Origin of the sequence: Streptococcus sanguinis, from assembly GCF_020729725.1 — a bacterium.
GTDB classification, from domain to species: Bacteria; Bacillota; Bacilli; order Lactobacillales; family Streptococcaceae; genus Streptococcus; species Streptococcus sanguinis_V.
In genome coordinates this window covers 15,082-32,173 of the sequence record NZ_JAJEPA010000007.1, presented here as the reverse complement: position 1 = coordinate 32,173, position 17,092 = coordinate 15,082, and the positions used below count along the sequence as shown (strand labels likewise).

At 42.3% G+C, this 17,092-nt stretch carries 17 protein-coding genes; 7 read left to right on the top strand and 10 right to left on the bottom strand.

Translation table 11 applies throughout. The features are described 5' to 3' along the window. Positions 1 to 2: 2 nt before the first annotated feature. From K4I03_RS04940 to K4I03_RS04915, 6 genes are all read right to left on the bottom strand, one after another. Positions 3 to 1,667: a molecular chaperone HscC gene (locus K4I03_RS04940; RefSeq protein ID WP_227963914.1), complete on the bottom strand. Its 1,665-nt coding sequence runs from the start codon at positions 1,665 to 1,667 to the stop codon at positions 3 to 5. 426 nt (positions 1,668 to 2,093) lie between these two features. Next, positions 2,094 to 3,332 carry a glycopolymer--peptidoglycan transferase LytR gene (gene lytR / locus K4I03_RS04935; protein WP_227963913.1) on the bottom strand — a complete coding sequence of 413 codons (1,239 nt, stop codon included), beginning with the start codon at positions 3,330 to 3,332 and terminating at the stop codon, positions 2,094 to 2,096. 7 nt (positions 3,333 to 3,339) lie between these two features. Then, positions 3,340 to 3,861: a GNAT family N-acetyltransferase gene (locus K4I03_RS04930; protein WP_002905251.1), complete on the bottom strand. Its 522-nt coding sequence runs from the start codon at positions 3,859 to 3,861 to the stop codon at positions 3,340 to 3,342. After that, positions 3,854 to 4,294, bottom strand: a complete 441-nt coding sequence (gene tsaE / locus K4I03_RS04925; protein ID WP_227963912.1) for a tRNA (adenosine(37)-N6)-threonylcarbamoyltransferase complex ATPase subunit type 1 TsaE — start codon at positions 4,292 to 4,294, stop codon at positions 3,854 to 3,856. The genes K4I03_RS04930 and tsaE overlap by 8 nt, the downstream gene beginning before the upstream one ends. Positions 4,295 to 4,433: 139 nt before the next feature. Beyond that, complete coding sequence (locus K4I03_RS04920; protein ID WP_227963911.1) at positions 4,434 to 5,855, bottom strand: NCS2 family permease; 1,422 nt, start codon at positions 5,853 to 5,855, stop codon at positions 4,434 to 4,436. Positions 5,856 to 6,000: 145 nt separating this feature from the next. Beyond that, positions 6,001 to 6,630, bottom strand: a complete 630-nt coding sequence (locus K4I03_RS04915) for a DUF1361 domain-containing protein (protein WP_227963910.1) — start codon at positions 6,628 to 6,630, stop codon at positions 6,001 to 6,003. A gap of 96 nt (positions 6,631 to 6,726) precedes the next feature. Here K4I03_RS04915 and K4I03_RS04910 point away from each other — a divergent pair, with 96 nt between their 5' ends. The 6 genes from K4I03_RS04910 (at position 6,727) to K4I03_RS04885 (ending at position 12,484) form a co-directional block, all read left to right on the top strand. After that, positions 6,727 to 7,539 (top strand): Cof-type HAD-IIB family hydrolase, encoded by an 813-nt coding sequence (locus tag K4I03_RS04910; protein WP_227963909.1) that lies wholly within the window; start codon positions 6,727 to 6,729, stop codon positions 7,537 to 7,539. A 217-nt stretch (positions 7,540 to 7,756) separates the two neighbouring features. Further along, the gene (adhP, locus tag K4I03_RS04905) at positions 7,757 to 8,776 is read left to right on the top strand and encodes an alcohol dehydrogenase AdhP (RefSeq protein WP_049547928.1); all 1,020 of its coding nucleotides are present in this window, start codon (positions 7,757 to 7,759) and stop codon (positions 8,774 to 8,776) included. Between the two features lie 462 nt (positions 8,777 to 9,238). Next, positions 9,239 to 10,240 carry a PTS sugar transporter subunit IIB gene (locus K4I03_RS04900; RefSeq protein ID WP_227963908.1) on the top strand — a complete coding sequence of 334 codons (1,002 nt, stop codon included), beginning with the start codon at positions 9,239 to 9,241 and terminating at the stop codon, positions 10,238 to 10,240. A 44-nt stretch (positions 10,241 to 10,284) separates the two neighbouring features. After that, positions 10,285 to 11,091 carry a PTS mannose/fructose/sorbose transporter subunit IIC gene (locus K4I03_RS04895; RefSeq protein WP_002893578.1) on the top strand — a complete coding sequence of 269 codons (807 nt, stop codon included), beginning with the start codon at positions 10,285 to 10,287 and terminating at the stop codon, positions 11,089 to 11,091. A gap of 18 nt (positions 11,092 to 11,109) precedes the next feature. After that, positions 11,110 to 12,051, top strand: coding sequence for a PTS system mannose/fructose/sorbose family transporter subunit IID (locus tag K4I03_RS04890; RefSeq protein ID WP_002893579.1), 942 nt, complete (start codon positions 11,110 to 11,112; stop codon positions 12,049 to 12,051). Between the two features lie 70 nt (positions 12,052 to 12,121). Continuing rightward, positions 12,122 to 12,484, top strand: coding sequence for a DUF956 family protein (locus tag K4I03_RS04885; RefSeq protein ID WP_111675359.1), 363 nt, complete (start codon positions 12,122 to 12,124; stop codon positions 12,482 to 12,484). A gap of 187 nt (positions 12,485 to 12,671) precedes the next feature. On the opposite strand, the gene K4I03_RS04880 is transcribed toward K4I03_RS04885, so the two are convergent. Genes K4I03_RS04880 through K4I03_RS04870 form a run of 3 tightly spaced genes read right to left on the bottom strand, consistent with a single transcriptional unit; the run spans position 12,672 to position 14,446 of the window. Further along, complete coding sequence (locus tag K4I03_RS04880; protein WP_227963907.1) at positions 12,672 to 13,304, bottom strand: GNAT family N-acetyltransferase; 633 nt, start codon at positions 13,302 to 13,304, stop codon at positions 12,672 to 12,674. Positions 13,305 to 13,317: 13 nt separating this feature from the next. Beyond that, complete coding sequence (locus K4I03_RS04875) at positions 13,318 to 13,896, bottom strand: NAD(P)H-dependent oxidoreductase (RefSeq protein WP_227963906.1); 579 nt, start codon at positions 13,894 to 13,896, stop codon at positions 13,318 to 13,320. Next, positions 13,889 to 14,446, bottom strand: coding sequence for a TetR/AcrR family transcriptional regulator (locus K4I03_RS04870; protein ID WP_223313480.1), 558 nt, complete (start codon positions 14,444 to 14,446; stop codon positions 13,889 to 13,891). The genes K4I03_RS04875 and K4I03_RS04870 overlap by 8 nt, the downstream gene beginning before the upstream one ends. 309 nt (positions 14,447 to 14,755) lie before the next feature. Between K4I03_RS04870 and serS the strand changes: the two genes are divergently transcribed. Continuing rightward, positions 14,756 to 16,033, top strand: coding sequence for a serine--tRNA ligase (serS, locus tag K4I03_RS04865; protein ID WP_227963905.1), 1,278 nt, complete (start codon positions 14,756 to 14,758; stop codon positions 16,031 to 16,033). Between the two features lie 120 nt (positions 16,034 to 16,153). Here the strand turns inward: serS and K4I03_RS04860 are convergent, their stop codons facing one another. Next, positions 16,154 to 17,071, bottom strand: a complete 918-nt coding sequence (locus tag K4I03_RS04860) for a TDT family transporter (RefSeq protein ID WP_227963904.1) — start codon at positions 17,069 to 17,071, stop codon at positions 16,154 to 16,156. Between the last annotated feature and the right edge of the window lie 21 nt (positions 17,072 to 17,092).

Genomic DNA, 17,092 nt, shown 5'->3' with positions numbered 1-17,092 from the left:
TCTTACAACCCTCGTTCTAGATAATCTAAGTAACGAGAAAATGACTGGTAAACCTTAGGTAATTGATAGACAGACGCCTGTTTGACCTCTTCCTCAAATCTCTTTGTTTCCTCCATCAGATTATCTCTTCTCCTGCCGAGCAGCATACTATAGACGCGATTGGCCTTCTCAATCAAGAAGCGGTAGACCTCTGTCTCCTGTGCATTAATCTTATAGCGAGATAATTCAGATTGTTTGACCTTGATTTCCTTTTCTGTCAGCGTAATACTATCTTGCAAGATGACATGGCTAAAGATTTCTTGAGTCGAGTCAATTTTCACTTCCACATCCAATATTCCATTAAGATCATAGGTGAATCGGACTGTAAAACCTTCATTAGCTCGATAATTTACAGGAACTGGAACTTCCAGTTCTCCTAAGAATAAGTTTTGGGTCGCCTTCATCATCTCGCCTTGGTAGACCTTTATCTTCACCTGGCTCTGTCCCACTTCAGCAGTATAGTAATGCTCCAACCGCGAAGCAGGGAGGGTGGAATTTCGCTCTATTATTGGTGAAAAATGATCACCGACTACCTTAATACCGAGTGTGAACGGGCAGATATCAGAAAGCAACAGGTCTCGTATCTCTCCTTGACGTTGCTTGATTCCTGCAAGGAGCGCACATCCTCTTGCAATCATCAGATCGGGATTATCAGATACTTGCACCTTTTGATCAATACAGTAAGATAGAAAATCCTGAACCAATCTCAATTTTGAAGTTCCCCCAACTAGGACAAAATTATCAGAGCTTACATAGCTAAAACGTGCATCCATCAAAGCGCGGTCTAAAACTGACTTAACACGGGCTAACAGAGGTTGACAAAGCTCATAAAAACGCTGGTAGGTCAAATTTAAAGAATATCTCTGTTCCTGGTCAAGTACTGACATTTTCACTTCTTCTTTGTCATTCAAGTCCAACTTAGTTTTCTCAGCTTGCACCAAAATTTTGCTATAGAATTCGCGCGAAATGGAGTCCTTGGTCAATTGATTGAAGACTAAAAATTCCTCAGCAATAGCTGCAGTGAAATCCTCTCCTCCCAAACGATTGTCACCTGCTATAGACACAATCTCAACAATATTATCAAACAACTCTACAACGGAGATATCCAGAGTACCTCCACCAAAATCGACTACAATGAAAGATTGATCCTCTTGATGACTCACGGATCTTTTAGCAAGGGCAGCTGCAGAAGGTTCATTGATAATACGATCAATCTTAACCCCTGCAAATTTTCCTGCTATTTTTGTCGCATAGCGCTGAGCATCATTGAAATAGGCTGGTACACTAACGATAACTTCATCAACTTTCTCTCCAAGATAAGTTTCTGCATCATCTACCAACTTTCGAATCACAAAAGAGCTTAATTCTTCAGCCTTATAAGTTCTATTTCCTAGTCTTAAGTCGTGCTTAGTTCCCATAAAGCGTTTAAATTGAGAAACAGTCTTGTCAGAATGAGTGACCAAGCGCTCCTTAGCGATTTTCCCAACTATGATTTCGTCATTATCGTCTAAGGCCACAACAGAAGGAGTCAAAAACTCTCCAAAAGCATTTGGGATCAGCTTAACCTGACCGTCTTGATAAACTCCAACCAAAGAATTTGTTGTTCCTAAATCAATACCTACAATCATACTTCTTCTAACTCCAAATTTTTATACATATTCCCATTATACAGGAAATATTCTATTTTTTTAAGAAAAATCTGCTAGTCATACAACACAGGCACGAAAAAATGTATGCAACTTTTTCTAGCTACATACATTTTTCAAGATATTTTTGTTTTTACATTCAAACTTGTTCATTTTTACTATTTCGGTTTGATTATACTATGAAACTTTCGAATAATATTATAGGAAAAAACTACTGTCAGAAAACATTATTTCTTCATATGCTTGTAGTGCATCACTTGCTAGATTCAATTCAATAATAACAAGAGAAGTTTGATATAATTGACAAATGTTTTAAAAAGAGAGAATCAATAACAACTTCACTTGATGTTACTTTTTGTCACCAACTACAATTTACAAAGAGCTGGCCTCTTTTTATATTTAACTTTTTTACTCTGTAGCTGCATTAACTACTGGCTGACTTTGTGGGGTGCTGACACTGACATCTGCAGCTGGGGCAGAGGAAGCCGCTGGAGCAACCGGAGTCGTATTCGTAGTTCCAACTGTTGTATCTGTCGTCGGATAAGAATAATTCTCATAACCATTATTATAAGTAGGCTGACTATAAGAATTCTGGTAACTGCTATAGCTTTCTGTGCTACTAGATGTACTACTGCTATTGCTGCTTCTTAGACTGTTGCCGCCCATAATATCTTCATAGAGAACAGCATTGGTCTTCAGACTCTTAACTGTGTCCAAGCCCAGAGACTTTCGGATTAGATTCTGCATGCTCAGCAAATGCTCTGACGTCACCAGCTGATAGCTTCCACCATCAGGCAAGGTCGCATCTTCTCCACGCAGCTGTTCAGACTTGATGTTTTTAAAGGCATCCTGATAGCCTAGCAGTTGAGGAATGCTTTTTGAATCAAGCGCGATATTGGTCTGCATGTTGCTGCTGACAGCTTTTAAAATAGCCTGATAATGGCTGACACTGTTGAGACTGAGAACTTTTTCAACCACTTTCTTAATTACTTCACGTTGACGCTTTTGGCGGCCATAGTCACCCTCTGGATCCTGATAGCGCATACGAGCATAGACCAGTGCCTGATCACCATTGATGGTTTGCTTGCCTGGCTCAACCTTGGCAGTATACTCAGGCTCATTATCCTCAATAGAAATTGGGAAGTCAAAGGTATTATTGACCTCAATACCACCTACTGCGTCTACTAACTGAACCAAGCCCTGCATATTGATCATCACATAGCGGTCGATGTGGATATTCATCAAGCCCTCAATAGTCGAAATGGCTAACTCTGCTCCGCCATTCGCATAGGCTGCATTCAGCTTGGCTTCAAATGTCTGACCGTTCTCATCAATCTGAGTCAGAATATCTCTCTCCAAACTCATCATGACTGTTTTCTTGGTCTTTGGATTGACACTCAGGAGAATCATGGTATCGCTGTTCCCGACCCAAGTATCCTCGCGGGATCCGCTCCCTGTATCTACACCCATCAGCAAGATAGTCATAGGCTTAGTCGCAGAAATGACATCCGTCTCATTTCCCAAACCCTTATAAGTCTTGGACAGTTCATCTGTTGACTGACCATAGATCGTCCAAGCATAAGTACCGATACCAGCTGTCGTTACGACAAGGAGGCTGAGAAACATCATTATAATCTTTTTAAACATATCTTTTTTAGTCTATCAGTTTACCCATCAGGTAAACATCAAGAAATATCCCTTCTTTTAAATAGGCTCCTCTTTTTTGTAAGCCTTCAATTTCAAATCCTAAATCTTTATAGAGGTGAACCGCTCGTTCATTTCTAACCTGAACGCTCAATTCCAAACGTCTAATATCCTGAGAATCTTCTGCCCAAGCCAGTGCCTCTTCTAGCAATATGCGTCCCAGTCCTTGGTTCCAGAAAGCTTTCTTCACCACGACAAAGACTTGACCAATATGGCGAATTCGCTCATGGAAATCAGCTGTGATGCTGACAAGACCGGCAATCTCACCATTTAAAAGAGCCAACAAGTAAAGCTGATTACTGGAAGCAGCCTGATGCTCAATGAATGAAGCCATCTCCTCTTGATTCATCAAAATTCCAGCTTCATCCAGCGTCATATAATCTGACTCAGACCCGACCTGATTGAGGAAGGCAATCAGCTCAGCAGCATCTGTTTTTTCCGCTTCACGCAAGCACAATTCATATTCAGTCATTCTGCAGTCCCTCAAGTAGCTCTTGGGCTCGCTTTCCTTTGGCTTCAAAAACCAATTCACGACCGTCTTCCTTTTTCAAGAGGTTTAATTTTAAATAGTTATCAGGCAGATTTTCTCCCAGCAGCTCCCCCCATTCAATGACCGTCACACCCTCCCCGAAGAGAAAGTCATCCAAATCAATGGAATCTGGATCGTCTCCGATGCGGTAGACATCCAGATGATAGAGCGGCAAGCGCCCCTCGTATTCCCGAACAATGGTATAGGTTGGACTTTTAATCATCTGACTGATGCCTAAACCTAGAGCCAGACCCTTAGTAAAGGTTGTCTTCCCTGCTCCTAAATCTCCCGTTAAAACCAGTACATCCCCTGCCCGAAGCAATTTGCCCAGACGCTGACCCCACTGGATTAATTCTTCCTCATTATGACTAAACATTCTCTTATTATACCAGAAAAAATTTTTTTCTGCTTAATTTTGCAAAAGAAAAATCAGCCGCAAAAAGCTGATTTTTTATAACAAAAACATAACCTATCCAAACTGTACTAAACTCAGGGAAATCCAGCAATGTTTAGACCTAATTTAAAGCCAGATTTACAAAATTCAAAATAAAGAGAAGATCCAAAATCCAAATCATAGAATGCACATCCTTAGCTTGACCTTTGAAGATTTTGACCAAGGTGTAGGTGATAAATCCAGCTGCTATCCCGTGAGTGATAGAATAGGCAAATCCCATAAAAATAGAAGTAAAGAAAGCTGGAATGGCTTCTGTCATATCATCCCAATGGATATTTTTTAAGCTAGCCAGCATCATAATCCCCACGATAATGAGAATCGGTGCTGTTGCAGCATTAGGAACAATGGCTAAAAGCGGACTAAAGAAGCTTGATACTGCAAAGCAGATGGCTACAACCAAGGCGGTCAGACCTGTTCGGCCTCCAGCTCCGATACCAGCTGCAGACTCCACATAAGTCGTCACGTTAGAGGTTCCAGCAATTGCGCCAATAGAGGTTCCGATGAGGTCCGAGTAAAGCGCCTTATCCAGACCTTCTGATTCATGGTTTTCCCCAGAAGTCGCCACAATCCCGACCTTTTCACCTGTCCCAATCAAGGTACCAATGGTATCAAAAATATCTGTCAAGGAGAAAGCCAGAATAGCCATACATGTCTGGGGCCAGCGAGCTGAATCTGCTAAAAGGGCACCCAGACCTTTCGGACCTACTGCCACCCCAAAAATCTGCCCCAGTTCATTAACAGCAGTACCAATGTTATTCTGCCCAAAGTCAATAGCTGATAAATCAACCAAGCCAACCAGAATAGCCACAACTGTCGTGACTAGGATGGATAGGATAACACCACCCTTGATGCTTTTCACAATAAAGAAAATTGTGATGGCCAATCCGACCAGGGCTACTAGGACCGCTGGATTGTTAAAGTCTACCAGACCAGGTGTCGCTGCTGAATTAGCCGTAATAGCCGCTGCAGCCTTATCTGCTCCCTTGCCAGCTACTGTATAATTGCCCGGATCGATTGAAAACTTGAGCAAGCCAGCATTTTTAATACCTACATAAGCCAGAAAGACTCCGATCCCAGCTGAAATAGCTGCGCGCAAGGAGCCTGGAATTGACTCAATGATCATCTTACGCACCTTGGTCAAAGTGATAATGAGCGAAATAATCCCGCAGATAAAGACCATAGCCAAGGCTTCCTGCCAAGTGTAGCCCAAGGCAAAGACGACCGTAAAAGTGAAAAAGGCATTCAGACCCATGCCTGGTGCCTGCGCATAAGGCAAGTTGGCGAAGAAGGCCATCATTAAGGTGCCCGCAACAGCCCCGATAATCGTAGCTAGGAAAACACCCTGCTTGGGCATACCTGTCTGAGCCAGCATAGCCGGATTGACGAATAAAATGTAGGACATGGCAAAGAAAGTCGTCAGACCTGCCAAAACCTCTGTCCGGACATCTGTCCCTTTTTCGGTCAGTTTGAAAAATTTATCCATTTTTCAATAAATCTCCTTTTGAGTAAAATTTCTAATATCTAGTTCAATAACAAAGAAAAACAGATTGGATTTCGTTTATTTGCGAACGATAATTTAAATTATAATAAAAAACATTCACTTTTTCAAGATGAATGTCTCGCTTTTCTTATTTTTTATTATCTCTCATCAGAAATACTAAACTCATAAACTGCAAAAAAGTAAAACCAAGAATGAAAGGCAGACGATCAGGCTGCAAAGTTTGCAAAAGCTTCTGTAGAACCAGCTGAGGATGAAGCAATAAATCCCAGCTATTGAGACGATCATAACGTCCTATATAGATAGCCAGACTGGACACAACAGACAGAGCTGCCGTTAGCAACAGGTCCAAATACCAGTTAAGCTTCCAACGCTCCTTAATGACATACCAGCTCTCCATACCACAGAAAATCCCGAATAAAATACTGGAAACAAAAGCTAAAAAGAGCAGGAAAACACTTGGCTTACTCAGAACATCTGCCACCCAAGTCATATGAATCAAATCAGTAATCATATAGAAAGTGTTGGGGAAGAAAAGCAACCACAGCAGGAAAAGAAGAGGATATACCCACTTCTGCTTCTTGAATAAAAGCGTCAAGACAGCTGCATCATAGCTGATTAAGGCCAAGGTCATATTCCAGATGAGATAGGTCGGACCGCCATTTAGAGATTGGATATAGATAAAAAAGGCAATCATCAGAAAAAGAGCATGAATCATGATTGGTTTACGCATGCGAAAAGCTCCTCCTTGGTGTGTCATAATTGTGACTGATTAGAGCACCATTATAACATATGTCGTGTTATTTACACTGAATTCTGTTATAATAGTCTGTATTATCACTGAAAAGAGACTCACATGACAAAAAAAGTAATCGCTGTGGACTTGGACGGAACCTTGCTGGATTCGAATAGTAATCTGTCTGACTTCACCAAAGAAACCATCAAAAAAATTTCCCAAAAGGGCCACAAGGTCATTATCACAACAGGCCGGCCCTACCGCATGGCTTTGAAATATTATAAAGAATTAGAGCTCAATACGCCCATGATCAACTTCAATGGCTCTTTGACTCACATTCCAGAAAAGAAATGGGACTTTGAAAAATCGCTGACGCTGGATAAGTCCTTTCTGCTGGATATGGTTAAGCGCAGGGATGAGATTGAAGCAGATTTCATTGCTGGCGAATACCGCAATAAATTCTATATCACCAATCCCAATGAAGAAATTGCTGATCCCAAGCTCTTTGGCATCGATGCTTTCAAGCCAGAAAACCAGTTTCAAGCTAATCTGGTAACGGAGAATCCTAACGCCATTCTCTTGCAGACGCGAGCAGCTGACAAATATGCTCTTGCAGAGGAAATGAATGCTTTTTACCAGCATGAACTTGCCATCAACTCTTGGGGCGGACCGCTCAACATTCTCGAGTGTGCTCCCAAAGGGGTCAACAAAGCCTTCGCCCTTCAGTACCTGCTTAATGTTCTCAATATGGATCGTAAAAATCTGATTGCCTTTGGCGATGAGCAAAATGATACTGAGATGCTGTCCTTTGCTGGCACTGGCTATGCCATGAAAAATGCCAATACTGATCTGCTACCCTACGCCGACCAGCAATTATCTCTGACTAACGACCAAGATGGCGTCGCCCACGAACTCAACAAACTCTTTTTATAAAAGTAGACAATTAAGCAAACTCTGTTCGAGAGTTTGTCTTTTCTTTTTTGTCTCCTCTCGACCTCAATCATGCTCAAAAGCTTTAAAAATAGGAGCTTATCCGCAGTACCATAGTTTTAAAGGTTACTTCTGCTTGAAATTGTAAGCGTTTGCCATTTGTTTGAGTTTGTGATATAATTAACATAATCAAAAACTAAATAACAGGAGGAAACTACTTATGAAAGCAGTTGTTGTAAATCCAGAGGGAACTAATGTCCAACTCGTTGAAAATAAAGAAATGCGTCCTCTTGAAACAGGGGAAGCTCTCGTTGATATCGAATACTGCGGTGTCTGCCATACTGATCTGCACGTCGCGCATGGTGACTTTGGCAAGGTGCCAGGTCGCGTTCTTGGGCATGAAGGTATCGGTATTGTCAAAGAAATCGCTCCAGATGTAAAAAGTCTCAAGGTCGGAGACCGCATCAGTGTCGCTTGGTTCTTTGAAGGCTGCGGCGCTTGTGAATACTGTACAACTGGTCGCGAAACCCTTTGCCGTACAGTAAAAAATGCTGGCTATTCTGTTGACGGTGGGATGGCAGAGCAATGTATCGTAACAGCCGACTATGCTGTCAAAGTCCCTGAAGGACTGGATCCTGCACAAGCTTCTTCTATCACTTGTGCCGGCGTGACTACCTACAAGGCTATCAAAGAAGCTCAGCTCCAACCAGGCCAATGGACAGTTATCTTTGGAGCAGGTGGATTGGGTAACCTAGCGGTTCAATATGCCAAGAAAGTCTTTAATGCCCATGTTGTCGCTGTTGATATCAACAATGACAAGCTCGCTCTGGCCAAAGAAGTTGGTGCTGACATCGTCATCAACGGCCATGAAGTTGAAGATGTCGCTGCTCTTATCCAAGAAAAAACTGGCGGTGCTCATTCTGCCGTAGTAACAGCCGTTTCTAAAGTTGCCTTCAACCAAGCTGTTGACTCTGTTCGTGCTGGCGGTCGTGTAGTTGCCGTTGGATTGCCATCTGAAATGATGGACCTCAGCATTGTCAAAACCGTTTTAGATGGTATCCAAGTCATCGGTTCCCTCGTTGGAACACGCAAGGACTTGGAAGAAGCCTTCCAGTTTGGCGCTGAAGGATTGGTGGTTCCTGTCGTTCAAAAACGCCCTGTTTCAGATGCAGTTGATGTCTTTGACGAAATGGAAGCGGGTACCATTCAGGGACGTATGGTACTTGACTTCACACACTAATACTTTAAAACATGTCAATCCCAACATTTACCAAACTTTTGGAAACTTATGATAGACAGACTTGATACTATTTAGAAACTTTTGCCATTAATAGAGGGAGACTAAAGACATTAGATGCGATTTTTTGTCTTTGGTCCTCCTCTTTCTTTTTTGAAAAATAAACACTTTCTCAAACACGATTCTTTTCTTTCATTTCAAAAGTCTCTTTCATATTATTTCACACTTTTTTCATATGTTAATCTGTTGTATTTTCCGTTTTCCTAATTTATTAAAACATTTCTATAGCTATGGTTTGCTTATACCTATATTTATCAGGCATTCAGTGAATACTGACATTTTTGAAAGAAAAAGTCGTTTTTAGGAACAAACGCTTGCATTTTTCATGAAAACGTTTTATAATAAACTTGCCTTAAAGTTTTCTTAAAACTTAAGTCAAACATTTTATAAGGAGGAATGTCAATAATGAGTATCGGAATCATTATTGCTAGCCACGGTGAATTTGCTGCTGGTATTCATCAATCAGGTTCTATGATTTTCGGTGAGCAGGAAAAAGTACAAGTTGTTACTTTTATGCCCAACGAAGGACCAGATGATCTCTATGCAAAGTTCAATGACGCTGTGGCTTCGTTTGATGCGGACGATGAAGTGTTGGTCTTGGCTGACCTTTGGAGTGGCTCTCCATTCAACCAAGCTAGCCGTGTCATGGGTGAAAATCCAGACCGCAAGTTCGCTATCATTACAGGCTTGAACCTGCCTATGCTGATTCAAGCTTATACAGAAAGGATGATGGATGCCAATGCCGGCGTTGAGGCTGTAGTGGCCAATATCATCAAAGAAGCCAAGGAAGGAGTCAAAGCTCTGCCTGAAGAGCTGAACCCTGCTGTTGAAGAAGCAAATGCTCCTGCTCCTGCTGCAGCTGCTCCAGTTGCCCAAGCAGCGATCCCTGAAGGGACTGTAATCGGTGACGGCAAGCTCAAAATCAACCTTGCCCGGATCGACACACGTTTGCTGCACGGTCAGGTAGCAACAGCTTGGACACCAGATTCAAAAGCAGATCGTATTATCGTTGCCTCTGACTCAGTAGCTCAAGATGAACTTCGTAAAGAGTTGATTAAACAAGCTGCACCAGGTAATGTCAAAGCCAATGTTGTCCCAATCGACAAATTGATTGCTGTTTCAAAAGATCCTCGCTTTGGCAACACACATGCCTTGATTCTGTTTGAAACTCCTCAAGATGCCCTTCGTGCTGTTGAAGGCGGTGTGCCAATCAAGACCCTCAACGTTGGTTCTATGGCTCACTCAACTGGTAAAACGATGGTCAACAACGTACTTTCAATGGACAAGGAAGACGTTGCCACTTATGAAAAGCTGCGTGACCTTGGCGTTGAATTCGACGTACGTAAAGTACCAAATGACTCTAAAAAAGATTTGTTTGATTTGATTAAGAAAGCCAACGTGCAGTAGAATCAAACGTTTTGCTTTTATTAATTTACGAAAGGATTTAGAACATGTCTATTATTTCTATGGTTTTAGTAGTCTTTGTTGCCTTCTTAGCTGGTCTAGAAGGTATCTTGGACCAATTCCAATTCCACCAACCGCTGGTTGCTTGTACCTTGATTGGACTGGTAACTGGTAATTTGGCTGCCGGTGTTATGCTGGGTGGCTCTCTCCAGCTGATCGCTCTTGGCTGGGCTAATATCGGAGCTGCTGTAGCACCTGATGCCGCCCTCGCTTCTGTTGCCGCTGCCATCATCATGGTACTGGGCGGAGACTTCTCAAGCAAAGGAATCGCTGTAGCACAAGGTGTTGCTATTCCACTTGCTGTTGCTGGTCTCTTCTTGACTATGATTGTCCGTACTTTGTCAGTCGGTTTGGTTCACGGTGCAGATGCTGCTGCGAAAAAAGGAGACATTAAAGGAGTTGAACGCGCTCACTTTATCGCTCTTTTCATGCAAGGAGCACGTATTGCTATCCCTGCAGCACTTCTTTTAATGATTCCTGCTGAGTCTGTTAAATCTGCTCTTGAAGCTATGCCAGCTTGGCTATCAGAAGGTATGCAAATCGGTGGTGGTATGGTCGTAGCCGTTGGTTATGCCATGGTTATCAACATGATGGCAACTCGTGAAGTATGGCCATTCTTCGCTATTGGTTTCGCTTTGGCTGCTGTCAGCGAACTCACTCTGATTGCCCTCGGTGCAATTGGTGTCGCTATTGCCCTCATCTATCTTGCCTTGTCTAAAAAAGGCGGAAATGGTGGCGGTGGAGCAACAGCTTCATCTAACGATCCAATCGGCGACATCCTAGAAGACTACTAAGAAAGGGGACACACTATCATGACAGAATTAAATACTGTAAAACCTGATGAGTCAGGAAAATTGACTCTTTCAAAGGCTGACCGTCAAAAAGTTTGGTGGCGTTCTACTTTCTTGCAAGGCTCTTGGAACTACGAACGTATGCAAAACTTGGGCTGGGCTTATTCACTGATCCCAGCTATTAAGAAGCTTTATACTAAAAAAGAAGATCAAGCTGCTGCTCTTGAGCGTCACTTGGAATTCTTCAACACTCACCCATATGTTGCAGCTCCAATCATCGGAGTTACACTTGCGCTTGAAGAAGAAAAAGCAAATGGTGCAGCAATTGATGATGCGGCTATCCAAGGGGTTAAAATCGGTATGATGGGACCTCTGGCTGGTATCGGAGACCCTGTCTTCTGGTTCACAGTTCGTCCTATCCTTGGAGCACTTGGGGCATCTCTTGCTTTGACTGGAAATATCATTGGTCCACTTATCTTCTTTTTAGCTTGGAATGCTATCCGGATGGCTTTCCTCTGGTACACACAAGAATTGGGCTACAAGGCTGGTTCTGAAATCACTAAAGACATGTCTGGTGGTATCCTCCAAGACATTACCAAAGGTGCTTCAATCCTAGGTATGTTTATCTTGGCTGTTCTGGTTGAGCGCTGGGTATCTATTAAGTTTGTCTTTAATGTTTCATCTGTTAAGCTAGATGATAAAGCATATATCCATTGGGACAAATTGTCTAGTGGTTATAAGGGTATCCAAGAAGCCTTTGCCCAAGTAGGTCAAGGACTATCTCAAACCCCTGAAAAAGTTACAACTTTCCAACAAAACTTGGATTCCTTGATTCCTGGTTTGATGGGACTGCTTCTAACTTTCGCTTGTATGTGGTTGCTTAAGAAGAAAGTGTCCCCTATCACGATCATCATCGCCCTCTTCGTAGTTGGTGTACTAGCTCACGTTGCTGGTTTGATGTAATCAAAAAGAAGGTTTCGGCCTTCTTTTTATTGTGGTATAATAGCTATATTATTTAAAAGGGAGTTACTCTATGGCACAGTCACAAAACAAAACAGTTGAGTTTAATACCACTGGCGTATCCTATCTTGGATTAGGCGGAAAGGTTGGGAAATTTCTAATCGGCGAGACAGCTCTGGAGTTTTATGCTGATGCCAATGTAGAAGATTATATTCAGCTGCCTTGGTCTAGCATCACTACTATCGGTGCTAATGTTTCTGGCAAAAAAGTCAGCCGCCATTTTGAAATCTGGACTGACAAGGGAAAGTTTCTCTTTGCCTCCAAAGACTCTGGCAAGATTCTCAAAATTGCGCGAGAGCATATTGGCAACGACAAAGTCGTTAGATTGCCGACTCTGTTACAAAAAATTGCTGGAATCTTTAAGAAGAAAAAATAGGGTTGAAAAAGTTTCAACCTTATTTTTTATATTTTCGACTAAGACAAAAGCTGCTTGTATCAGCAAAATGGAGCTAGCACAAAAAATTGAAAAGTGAAACAGGTTTGAGAATGCACTATTTCAGCCTCTTGAAATGATAGGGTGGGCTAAGCTGACATTATCAATGCAAGACCGCATCATTAGATTTTCAAAAAGGATAAACATCAGCTAAATTTTTCTCGAAAGTCCATGTCTTGACACCTTCAACATCACGGACATCTAGTTGTTTAAATCCGTTCTTTTTGTAAAAACGACAGTTGCTTTCTGTATGAGTAATCAAAGTAAGCCGCTGGCATTTCTCTTCTTTGGCAAGCAACTCAAGTCCTTTTGAGATAAAAAGACCACCAACTCCCTGCCCTTGATAATCAGGCAGCACACCCAGTAGTTCAAGATAAAGAGTTGAAACACTCCTTTTCTTAGCTTCTTTACTGCCCTCCCCAAAGACTTTTTGAAAGGCTAAAAGCTGGGGAATATATTGCCACATCCTCCATGCTCCTGCCCGCAAAAAGGAAAGTATACCGACAGGATGGTTACCGAGCTTATGAATAGTAGCGACCGCCATAAGACGCCCGTCCACTTCAGCAAGCAGACAAATATGATGACGCATCGCCGCCTTAACCATAACTGCATGCAATCTATTTAGAAAATCAATATAAGACTGGCTGCTGCCAAAGAGAGGGCGGAATTTTTCTCTATAGACCTCATGCTCAGCAAAAGCAGCAGTTAAAACTGAGACCGCAGCAGCAAGATCCCTTTCATCTGCTCTTCTAAAACGAATCATGATAGCCACCTCTTCAAATCTTTTCCGATAGTTTTTCTAAAAAAGCCTGCCGTTTTTCAGCTGTAGACTGAGAAATATTCCCGAAATTCAACCAACGGCGCTGTTTAGCACCGATAGACTTAAAGGTATGTCCCAACATGGCTTTCTTGACGACATCACCACAGAAATACTTAAGATAGAAGGTCGGTGCTGCAGAGGTAGTAATAGCCAATACCTCTTTAATATTGGTCAGACGACCAACTAACTGGCGAGTTTTGCTCTCCTCGTAAATCTTATTTTTCAAAAAGACCTTATCTTCAAAGCCCTTGACAATAGCTGGCATATCCGCCCACCAGATAGGAAAAATCATGATAAGGCGGTCACAGGACGCAAGAGCTTCCTGATATTTTAAAACCAGTGGGTCTAGTGCCTGCCCTTTATTAAAAAGCGCTAGTTCTTCCTTGGTATAGACTGGATTAAAACCATCCTCATAGAGATCAATCAGTTCATAGGTCTGATCTTTCTTCTCCAACAAGTCCAGAACCCGCTCTAAAATAGCATGGTTAAAGCTTTTATCATAGGGATGTGCATAAACAATGAGATTTTTACTCATATTTGTAACCTCCTAGTAAATCATTGAACATTGAGCGATAGACTTCCTCATCAAAAGGCTCCAAGCCTTTGGCAATAAAATGGCCATAGCCTGTGATGAAAGTGTCCAGCTTGAGCAAGAGAATCTTTTTTTCTTTCTGACTCTCAATAGGCAGCTGATCCAGATAAACCACTGTCTTGTTCCCGATTTCCAGAAGCTTACCTTTCCGGTAAGCCTCTGTCGCCACAGGGCTGAAAAAGAGAAAATCCATCATCTGACTGTTGGTCTCATATTCCGATAAAAGAAAGAGTCCTATCTGCCAAATGCAATCCAGAGGATCAGAGACTCCATCTAAATACTGTTCCTCTAAACGTTTAATCTGCCTCTGGTTTTCCAAAAGACAGACCTGATAGTAAAGTTCCTCCTTGTTCTCAAAAGCCTTGTAAAAAGCACCAGTCGTAACCCCCAGCAGAGATGCCAGTTTCCTTAGGGGGATATTCTGATAGCCATACTCTCTGATAAGCTGGCTTGCCTTCTCAATCATACGGTCGCGCGTTGTTTGTTTTACCATAAGAACTCCTTTGGATAACTAAGTTACCTTTATTTAAAGATAACATAGTTATCTTTTTCTGTCAAGATTTTTCCTATCCTGGGATTTACATTTTCCGGAAAATCCTGTATAATAGTCGAAACGGATAAGTACTATTGGGCACTTTTCAGAAAGTCTGCGGTGGCTGTGAGCAGATAAGGAGAAAATAGGAAATTCTACCGTTAGTTTAAAAATGAATAATTAAGCAAGTGCACTTTTGTGAAGTTGGATGGAACCGCGGCTCTGCCGCTCCAACAGTTTCATAAAGTGCTTTTATTTTTGGAGGTACCTATGTTAGATTTAAAACGCATCCGTACGGACTTTGATTCTGTCGCTGAAAAATTAGCTACACGAGGTGTTGACGCAGCTACCCTTAACCAAATGAAAACCATCGATAAAGAACGTCGGGATTTATTGGTCAAGGTCGAAGAACTCAAGGCTGAGCGCAATACTGTTTCTGCTGAAATTGCTCAAGCTAAACGCAACAAAGAAAATGCAGATGACAAGATTGCTGCCATGCAAAAACTTTCTGCTGAGGTCAAGAACTTAGACGCAACCTTGGCTGAGCTGGATACTAAGTTGACTGAATTCACTACTACTCTGCCTAATATTCCACATGATAGTGTTCCTGTGGGAGCAGATGAGGACGAAAACATTGAAGTTCGTCGCTGGGGTACACCTCGCCAATTTGACTTTGAAGCTAAGGCTCACTGGGATTTAGGTGAAGAACTGGATATCTTAGACTGGGAACGTGGAGCAAAAGTTACTGGTGCTCGCTTCCTCTTCTATAAGGGCTTGGGAGCTCGATTAGAGCGCGCTATCTACAACTTCATGCTGGACGAGCATGGCAAAGAAGGCTACACCGAAGTCATCACTCCTTACATGGTCAACCACGATTCTATGTTTGGGACTGGGCAATATCCTAAGTTCAAAGAAGATACCTTTGAGCTAAGCGATACCAACTTCGTTCTGATTCCGACTGCTGAAGTTCCACTGACCAACTATTATCGAGATGAAATTTTGGACGGAAAAGAATTGCCAATCTACTTCACAGCTATGAGCCCATCATTCCGCTCTGAAGCGGGCTCTGCTGGCCGTGACACGCGCGGTCTCATCCGTCTGCACCAATTCCACAAGGTTGAAATGGTAAAATTTGCCAAGCCAGAAGAATCATATGAAGAGCTAGAAAAGATGACTGCCAACGCTGAAAACATCCTGCAAAAGCTTAATCTGCCTTACCGAGTTGTAGCACTCTGTACTGGAGATATGGGCTTCTCAGCAGCTAAGACTTACGACTTGGAAGTTTGGATTCCGGCTCAGAACACCTACCGTGAAATCTCTAGTTGCTCTAACACAGAAGATTTCCAAGCTCGTCGAGCTCAAATCCGCTACCGTGACGAAGCAGATGGTAAGGTCAAACTCCTTCATACTCTCAACGGTTCTGGACTGGCCGTCGGACGCACAGTGGCAGCTATCTTAGAAAATTACCAAAACGAAGATGGCTCTGTGACTATTCCAGAGGTTCTTCGTCCGTACATGGGGGGATTAGAAGTTATAGCGCCAAAATAAAAATCAGATCATCCTGATAATTTGCCTGTATCATTAGGTCTAAGTTCAGACTTATTTTGCTAAAATTAAAAAAATCCGAGTTCAACTCAGAGAAAATCAAAAACAGATTTTCAAAAAGTATCATCTCGGATTTTTTGTTATCTTTCTGGCTCGCAATGAGACTGTATAGTAAAAACAAACATAGAGGACAATTACGACGGCTAGCAGAGCTTCTGCATGACTTAGCCAAACAAGCCAAGCCCAACCTAGATAATCAAGTCCCAGTTTCAGGGCAAAAGCTGTATTGACAAGAGGAAAGGTCAAGGCTGACCAGCTAAGCTGAGGTCCCAGTCGGAAAATACGAGGTAAGAGGCATAGGACCAAGAGATAAAAGGCCTGCGATAAGAGGAGCAGCAAGGCAACAAACCAACCTTCAGCATCAGAACCAGCCAGACGGATATAACTTCCCAGTAGGAGCGAAAAAGGTGCACAGTAAATGGCCCACTGCGGCTTTAAAACATCAGGCAGCCTTTGTGACCACCTAGCCCTGTAAAATAAGGGATAGAGAATCAAACTCAGTAGCAGAGCAAAAAACCAAGCTAAATAGCCTAAAAACGGCTGATGAACTACACCCTGAGTCAAGCTTGCCATGGCTAATCCAACATATAGAACCGTCCAGCTCGGGGTCAAAGATAATCCCTCGGCCTTAAATACATACTTCCAAGTAAAGATAGCTATTAGAAAAATATGCAGCAGCAAGGCCAAGTACCAAAGCAACTGGCTCATCCAAAATAAGCCAAGCTTGCTTAGGTAAGAAGCTAAGAGCATACTAGCCATTGGATAAGTCGAAAAACTCGATAAGAAAGGAGCCTTTTGCAAATCCTGCCAATAGTCCGAAAATGACAGTACTAAAGCCAGTGTCAGATAAAGCCAAAGTATCAATGCCAGACCGTTCAAGAAGTGAAAAAAGATAGAATGGTAGTTCAGTAACAGATTGGCTAAGCCAAATAGGCCAAGAATCAACCCAGATAAGAGAACGGGCGGTCGTTTACTGTTCACGAAGCAACTCCTGTTATAGTA